The following is a 7897-nucleotide window of genomic DNA, read 5'->3' as shown; positions in this document are numbered from 1 at the left end:
CGCGCGCCTTCCCCGACCACGCAAAGGGCGAGGTCACATTCGAGTCCGTCTCCTTCACCTATCCGCTTCGGCCGGACCACCCCGCGCTGCACAATGTTTCCTTCATCGCGCGACCGGGCGAGCGTGTGGCTATCGTCGGGCCGTCGGGGTCGGGCAAGAGCACGATCTTCAATCTCATTCTCCGCTTCTACGACGCGCAGCAGGGCCGCATTCTTGTCGACCGCGTGCCGGTCGAGAGGGCGGATCTCACCGCGCTCCGGAAGCGGATTTCGCTCGTGTCGCAGGATACGATCATCTTCGCCGAGACGGTGATCGATAACATCCGCTACGGCTCGCCCGACGCGTCCGACGAGGACGTGCGCGCGGCGGCGAAAGCGGCGTTGGCGAACACCTTCATCGAGCAACTCCCCGAGGGTTACAACACGCTGCTCGGCGAGCGCGGCGTGGTGCTGTCAGGCGGCCAACGCCAGCGTATCGCAATCGCGCGCGCCATCCTCAAGAATGCGCCGATCCTGCTTCTCGACGAGGCGACGAGCGCGCTCGATCAGGAAAGCGAGAAGCTGGTGCAAACCGCGCTCGAACGCGTGATGCGCGGTCGTACAACGCTCGTCATCGCGCATCGGCTTGCGACCGTCATCAACGCCGACCGCATCCTCGTCATCGACGGCGGCGAACTGGTCGAGGAAGGCACGCACGCGCAGCTTCTTGGGGCGGGCGGCGTCTACGCAAGGTTGGCCGGGCTTCAGCTTGAGGGCCATCAGGAGGGCGCGCTGGCGTCCTGAGTTCTGTCCGGAAGTGGATGGCGGCCCGCGTGGCAGACGCGCTTGAGCGGATGGCAGGCCCATTCCTGCGATTTGGGAAAACGCGAGAATGGTTCCGGCCCAATCCGCGTGGACAGCAAGCGGGGGCGTCTGCGCAAATTTCTGTGCAGCCGCTATCCTCGCGCGCTTAATTTGGCATTTTCGCCTTCCCGGAACGCCATCCAGCACTTACTTGCCTTTAAAGCGAAATGGGGCAGCCACCCGCTTTCCCGGTGAGAATCCATTCACATCGGGGGTGGTTTATTGCCGGAAGCACAGGGCGAGGCGTGAAGCCGGGCGAAACGGTATTTTGCGGCGCGGCGCAATTTTGGGACGGACGATGGACAAGAAGAACAAACTCAATCTCACCTATATGGCCGTCGCGCTGGGGCTGCTGCTGCTGTTTCAGGTGTACTGGGCGAATTACAACGAAATCGAGCCGGTGCCCTACAGCCGCTACCAGCAGCTTCTGCGAGAGAATCAGCTGACGAACGTCGTCGTCGGGCCGTCTCAGATCCGCGGCGAGTTCAAGACGCCGCAGGACGGCAAGAAGTATTTCGCGACCACGCGCGTCGACCCGGCGGTCGCGAATGAACTCGAAAAGCAGGGCATCGAATTTTCGGGCAGTACCGGGCAAAACATCTTTCGTGACATCCTGTCCTGGGTCTTGCCGATCTTCATCTTCTTCGCGATATGGGCCTTCTTCATCCGCCGCATGGGCGACAAACAGGGCATCGGCGGGCTGATGAGCGTCGGCAAGTCGCGCGCGAAAATCTACGTCGAGAAGGTGACGGGCGTCGGCTTCGAGGACGTGGCGGGCGCGGACGAGGCGAAGGGCGAACTCAAGGAAATCGTAAACTTCCTTAAAGACCCCGATCATTACGGTCGCCTCGGCGCACGCGTGCCGAAGGGCATCCTGCTCGTCGGGCCTCCCGGCATCGGCAAGACGCTGCTGGCTCGCGCGGTCGCGGGCGAGGCGGGCGTGCCGTTTTTCTCGATCTCCGGCTCCGAATTCGTGGAGATGTTTGTGGGCGTCGGCGCGGCGCGTGTCCGCGACCTGTTCGAACAGGCGCGCAAGATGAAGCTTCTTGCCGAACCAGCTTCTTGCCGAACTCGACGGCTTCGACCCGCGCGAAGGCATCGTGCTGCTCGCCGCCACGAACCGGCCTGAAATCCTCGATCCGGCGCTGACGCGCGCGGGCCGCTTCGACCGCCAGATCGCGCTCGACCGCCCCGACAAGAACGCGCGCATCGCGATCCTTGGCGTGCATATCAAGCGCATCAAGGCCGGGAAGGACGTCGACCTCGAACAGGTGGCGGGCATCACGCCGGGCTTTTCGGGCGCGGACCTGGCGAACCTCGTCAACGAGGCGGCGCTCGGCGCAACGCGTCGCGGCGCGGAGCACGTCACGATGGACGACTTCACCCGCGCTGTGGAACGGCTGGTCGCGGGCATCGAAAAGCGCTCGCGCGTGCTGTCGAAGAAGGAGCGCGAGGTCGTCGCGCATCACGAGATGGGTCATGCGCTCGTCGCCTCGGCGCTGCCGGGCGTCGATCCTGTGCACAAGGTCTCGATCATCCCGCGCGGCATCGGCGCACTCGGCTACACCATGCAGCGGCCGACGGAAGACCGCTTCGTGATCCAGCGCGGGGAACTTCTGAACCGCATGACCGTGCTCATGGGCGGCCGTGCGGCGGAAGAAATCGTCTTCGGCGAGATTTCGACCGGCGCCGCCGACGATATCGACCGCGCGACCGACATCGCCCGCCAGATGGTGACGCGCTTCGGCATGATCGAGGGGCTCGGCCAGCGGGTCTATGAGCCGCAACGTCAGGCGTTTCTTGGCGAGGGCCTGATCGGTAAGCCGAAGGATTATTCGGACCAGACGAACCGCGAGATCGACCTCGCTGTGAAGAAGCTCGTGGACGATGCCTATGCGAACGCGAAGAAGACGCTCAACGCGCGCCGCAAGGATCTCGACGAGGGGACGGCGTTGCTTTTGGCGAAGGAGACGATCACGCCCGACGACTTCCCACCGCTCGTAAACATCGCGCCCGGCCAAAAGCTCGACGGCCCGTCGCCTGATGAGGTGCTCGCACCGGAAGCCGAGCACGCGCCGACGCTTTCGTGAACGCTGGACCGGTCGCTTTGATACAAGCGCCGCGAAAGATCGAGTCGACATGCTCTTCCGGCATTTTGCCGGTAGAGCATCAATGTGCAACGCATGGAATCACTTTTACTCCCGACTGCGGCTTCGGTGGCGGGAAAGAAGGAATTGCGTATTCCGAAGACGTTGAAGGTCTGCGACTGGCTAAAGAGTTTGCCGAATGCACGCTGTCCCCGTATGCGGGGAGAACGTGTATTTTTTCTGATCACGTTTCATTGGTTGGGTCTTTTTTCGTTACACTGTCCTGAAACGTGACAGCTGTTTCTTCGATGGCGATGTTTTTCTTGCGTCGCAGCTCCTCTTTCGGTGAGAATGTTACCAAACACTAAGGATGCCCTCGAAGTGCATCCCGCCAGGGAGACATGCCGATGGAGAACGCCGCACGAGGCGCGTCGTCGATGGATCGCGCCCGCAAGATGCTCGACCGCGGAGAAATTCCGCCCGCCACCCTCGTCGGCGCGACCGTCTCGCGAAGCTGGGAGCGATGTCTCGGCGCCGGGCTCGTTCCATTCGGGCGGCTCAACACCGAAGACCGCATATCCACATCCCGCCTGAAGGAAACGCTGGAGCGTCGGCGCGAGCTTCTGACGCGCGCCCGGCCGGTGATGGATTATCTCTATGCGCAGGTTCGCGGCTCCGGCAGCATGGTTGTCCTCGCCGACGAGCAAGGCGTGCTGATCGAGGCGTTGGGCGACGCCGATTTCGTGGAGCGAGCCTCGCGCGTGGCGCTCAAGCCCGGCGCATCGTGGCACGAAACGAGCCGGGGCACGAACGCCATCGGCACGGCCATCGTCGAAGGAACTGCCGTGCTCGTGCATGGCGCGGAGCATTTCCTTGAGCACAACCGCTTCCTGACCTGCGCCGCCGCGCCCGTGACCGGCTCCGACGGGCGGATTCTCGGCGTCATCGACGTGTCGGGCCATCATCGCGTGCGCCATCCGCATACGTCGGGTCTCGTCAGCGCGGCGAGCCATATGATCGAGAACCGGCTGTTCGAGCTTCACCACGAGAGCCAGATGCGGCTGCGCCTTCATCCGCAGGCCGAGGGCATCGGCACGCTTGCGGAAGGGCTTGTCGCGCTCGCCGAGGACGGTCGCATCGCGGGCGCGAACCACGCGGCGCGGGTGCTTCTCGACCTACGCGCCGAAGATATTGGCCGAAAAGCGATCGGCTCCGTCCTGTCGTTCGACATGCCGAGCCTTTGCGATCTCGCCCATCGCCAGAATGGCCGCGTGGCGCCTACCATGACCCGCGCCGGGCGGCCGCTTTGCCTGCGCATCGAACCGGGCAGCCGAATCGCGCCCGCGCGTCGGCGGGAAACGCCCCGCGAGTTGCCGCTTCGCGACGCGCTCGCCGACCTCGACACGGGCGACGAGACGATGAAGCTCGTGATCGAGCGCGCGCGCAAGGTGGCTGGCAAGCCGATCCCGATCCTGCTCCAGGGCGAGTCGGGGGCGGGAAAGGAACGTGTTTCCGCCGCGATCCATGCTTCGGGCCCGCGCAAGAACGCGCCCTTCATCGCCGTGAACTGCGCCGCGCTGCCCGAGCATCTGATCGAGTCGGAGCTTTTCGGATACGCGCCAGGCGCTTTCACCGGCGCGCGCCGCGAGGGCTCGCCCGGCCGCATCCGCGAGGCGAACGGCGGCACGCTGTTTCTCGACGAGATTGGCGACATGCCGCTTTCACTGCAATCGCGTCTGCTGCGGGTGCTTCAGGAGCGCGAGGTGGTTCCGCTTGGCGGCGGGAAGCCCGCGAAGGTGGATTTCGCGCTCATAGCGGCGAGCCACAAGCCGCTCAAGGCCGAGGTCGAGGCGGGCCGTTTCCGCTCTGACCTTTATTATCGGCTGAACGGCCTCACGCTGAAGCTTCCAGCGCTTCGTGCGCGGACCGATTTCGCGGCCATCGTCGCGCGCATGCTCGTGGCGTTTGAGCCGGACAAGTCGCTGATGCTGGCCCCGGATGTCGCCGCCGCGTTCGCGCGCTATCGCTGGCCGGGCAATCTGCGCCAGCTTTCGAATGCGCTGCTGTTTGCTTGCGCCGTGCTCGATCCGGGCGAAGTTATGATCGGCTGGCGGCATTTGCCGGACGACCTGATCGAGGATCTGCAAGACCTCGACGCCCCCGCCGCGTCGGAGGGCTGCGACAGCAGCGTGGCCGCATCGCTTCGCGCCAGTTCCGATAGCATCATCGAGCGGGCGGTGCACGCGAGCGAGGGCAACATGTCCGAGGCCGCGCGCCGCCTCGGCATCAGCCGCAACACGCTCTATCGCAGGCTCAAGGCTTGCCCGCGACCGCGCCCGAAAACGCGACCGGGCGAGCCGCCGTTACAATAGCTCGCGGCGATAGCGACCGAGCAGCCACAGGAAGAACGGTCCGCCAAGCGCGCTTGTGAGGATGCCGACCGGCAATTCCGCAGGCGCAACCGCCGTCCGCGCGATAAGGTCCGCCGAGACGAGCAGCAGCGCGCCGAGCAGCGCCGACCCCGGCAGCACCACGCGGTGATCCGCGCCCGCGAACAGGCGCACGATATGCGGCGCGGCAAGCCCGACAAAACCGATAATGCCGGAGACGGCAACGGCCGCACCGGCGCCGAGCGCCGACAGCATGATGACCTGGTTCTTGAGGCGACCGGCATTCACGCCGAGATGCTCTGCCTCCCGCTCGCCGAGCAGGTAGACGTTCAGCACCGGCGCGAGGCGCAGGAGGAGCACGGACGCCGCAATCATGGCGATGGCGGCGGGGATGAGGCTCGCCCAATTCGTGCGGCCGAGGCTGCCGAGCGTCCAGAATGTCACCTGGCGCAGTTGTTCGTCCGTGCTCGCGAAGGAAAGATAGCCGAGCGCCGCGCCCGCAATCGCGTTGATCGCGATGCCCGCGAGGATCAGCGACGAGCCGGACAGCGCGCCCGCGCGTCGCGACAGGGCGTAGACGCCGAGCAGCGCCGCCATGCCGCCACCGAACGCCGCCACGGGAAGCGCGAAAGGTCCGGCAATGGCAAGCGCGCCTGGGATCACCGCGTTGCCGAGCACGATCACGAACGCGACGCCCAGCGCGGCCCCGCTCGATACGCCGATGATCCCGGGATCGGCCAGCGGATTGCGGAACAGCCCTTGCAAAGCCGCGCCGGAAAGGCCCAGCACCGCGCCGACGCACAGCCCGAGAACGAGGCGCGGCATGCGGATGGACTGCACGATCTCGCCATATTGCCCCTGCGCGTCCTGAAACGGCGAGAGCGCGCCGAAAACATCGCTGAGCGGGATCGGCACGGCCCCGATGACAAGCCCCGCGAGTGAGGCCACGCAGAGCCCCGCCGCGAGGCACACGAGGAAAAGCCGTCTTGTACGGATCTGCGCCGCGCGCATGTCGCGGATGCGGGCACTCACATCGATGGCGGCGCTTGTCACAGCGCTCCTTTCTCCGCCGCTTTCTCGCGGATGGCGTGGGCGAAATCGGACAAAGCCTGCGGCAGGCGCGGGCCGAAGCTGAGGAGGTAGCTGCCTTCGCGGCCGAAAATGCGTTTCTCCTTCGCGGCGGGTGTGAGCCGGAGCGCGGCATTGCTCGCCACCGCGTCGACGCCGCCCATCTGTTGAAGCGTCTGGTCCATAAGACCGATGGCTTCGGGCGATGCGGCGGCTGCGGCTTCGAGCGAGATCGGCTTGTAGCCGGTGTGTGCGGCGAAGACGTTCTCGCCGCCCGCGAGGCGGATCAGCGAGTCAGCCGCAGTGCCCGTACCGGCAGCCATCGGAGGCCCTCCACCAGCGGTGATAATGAAGAGAACGCGCGGGTGGCCCGGCAGGTCCGCGATCTCGGCTTTGGCCTTCGTGAGGTCTTGCGCAAGCTTCGCCGTGAGCGCCGCGCCGGCCGCCTTCGCGTCGAGCGCATCCGCGACGGTCGTCACCTTCTGGATCAGACCTTCGACGCTGTGCGGATCGGGGACGCGCACGACGCGCACGCCCGCCGATTCGATCTGTTTCAGCACCTCGGCGGGGCCAGCCCCGGCGGAAGCGATCACGATGTCGGGCTTGAGCGAAAGTACGCCCTCCGCACCGAGTTGGCGCATATAGCCGACATCGGGCACGCTTCCGGCCTCGGGCGGAAAGGAGGAGGTGGTGTCCCGACCGACGACGCGGCGGCCTTCGCCGAGCGCGAAGACGATCTCGGTGACGTCGCCGCCGACGGTGATAACCCGCTTGCCGCTGTCGGCCGCGTGGGTTGGGGAAAGCGCGGCCAGAACAAGAGCGGCCGCGAGCAACAGGAGCCGCGATACAGGCTTCATTTGAACCTCTTTACGCTGCATGAGAAAGGGGGAGGCTGTCCACGATCGCGCGCCACGCCGGGGATTGAGGCTTGCCGGGGCTACGCTCGCCAGAAATCTGCACGATGCTGCGGCCCGTGGCGTCGATAAGTTCGAGCGAGGTGACGACGCCGTCGGCGGATGGCTCGCGCACCACCCACGCCCCGTCGACGGCGGCTTCGTGCAGGTGCATGTTGAAGCGCGGATCGAGAATGTTGTACCAGGGGCCGGTCGCCATGACCTTCGAGATCGGACCGGTGTGGATCTGGATTGCGCCGGGATTGCCGACAACGACGCTGATCGGCGCGCCCGTTTCCGCCGCCTTTTCGAGAGCCACGCGCAGCGCGCCCGGCGCAACGCGGGTGTGTGTGCCCTCGGCGGGGGGCGTCGTATCGGGCGAAGGCGCGTCCGGCGTCACGTCGAGTTCGTTCGACTGTTCGGCGTGCATGAAGCGCCCGACGATGGCATCGAAGGCGTCGCGGTCGCTGTTTTCGGTGAGATAGACCTTGTGCACCGCCGTGCCGTCGGCGTCGAAAAATTGAAGGCTGGTCATGATCATTCCCATCTCGCCCTCGTCGGTGAGCTTGTAGGCGTGATGCCAGCGGCTCAGAAACAGCTGCAACTCCAGCCCGCCG

At 65.6% G+C, this 7897-nt stretch carries 5 protein-coding genes and 1 pseudogene; 3 read left to right on the top strand and 3 right to left on the bottom strand.

Features of this window, described 5'->3' with window-relative positions; genetic code table 11:
* The 3 genes and pseudogenes from T281_RS15060 to T281_RS15050 all read left to right on the top strand — a co-directional run.
* Positions 1–782 (top strand): ABC transporter ATP-binding protein (locus T281_RS15060; protein WP_037241159.1); only part of this gene is annotated, 782 nt, incomplete at its 5' end.
* Between the two features lie 358 nt (positions 783–1140).
* Positions 1141–2932 (top strand): annotated as a pseudogene (locus T281_RS15055) (ATP-dependent metallopeptidase FtsH/Yme1/Tma family protein).
* 404 nt (positions 2933–3336) lie between these two features.
* Entirely contained in the window at positions 3337–5301 is a 1965-nt protein-coding gene (locus T281_RS15050) for a sigma-54-dependent Fis family transcriptional regulator (RefSeq protein ID WP_245269267.1), read from the top strand.
* Here the strand turns inward: T281_RS15050 and T281_RS15045 are convergent.
* The 3 genes from T281_RS15045 to T281_RS15035 all read right to left on the bottom strand — a co-directional run.
* Positions 5293–6372, bottom strand: coding sequence for a FecCD family ABC transporter permease (locus tag T281_RS15045; protein WP_037241156.1), 1080 nt, complete (start codon positions 6370–6372; stop codon positions 5293–5295). The two genes, T281_RS15050 and T281_RS15045, sit on opposite strands and share 9 nt — an antisense overlap.
* Positions 6369–7244: a heme/hemin ABC transporter substrate-binding protein gene (locus T281_RS15040; RefSeq protein ID WP_037241153.1), complete on the bottom strand. Its 876-nt coding sequence runs from the start codon at positions 7242–7244 to the stop codon at positions 6369–6371. Before T281_RS15040 ends, T281_RS15045 begins: the two co-directional genes overlap by 4 nt.
* A gap of 10 nt (positions 7245–7254) precedes the next feature.
* A partial coding sequence (locus T281_RS15035; protein ID WP_037241151.1) for a ChuX/HutX family heme-like substrate-binding protein occupies positions 7255–7897 on the bottom strand: 643 nt, incomplete at its 5' end.

Origin of the sequence: Rhodomicrobium udaipurense JA643 (assembly GCF_000636015.1) — a bacterium.
Classification (GTDB): Bacteria; Pseudomonadota; Alphaproteobacteria; order Rhizobiales; family Rhodomicrobiaceae; genus Rhodomicrobium; species Rhodomicrobium udaipurense.
The sequence above is the reverse complement of the archived record's forward strand: the minus strand, read 5'-3'. Positions and strand labels throughout refer to the sequence as shown.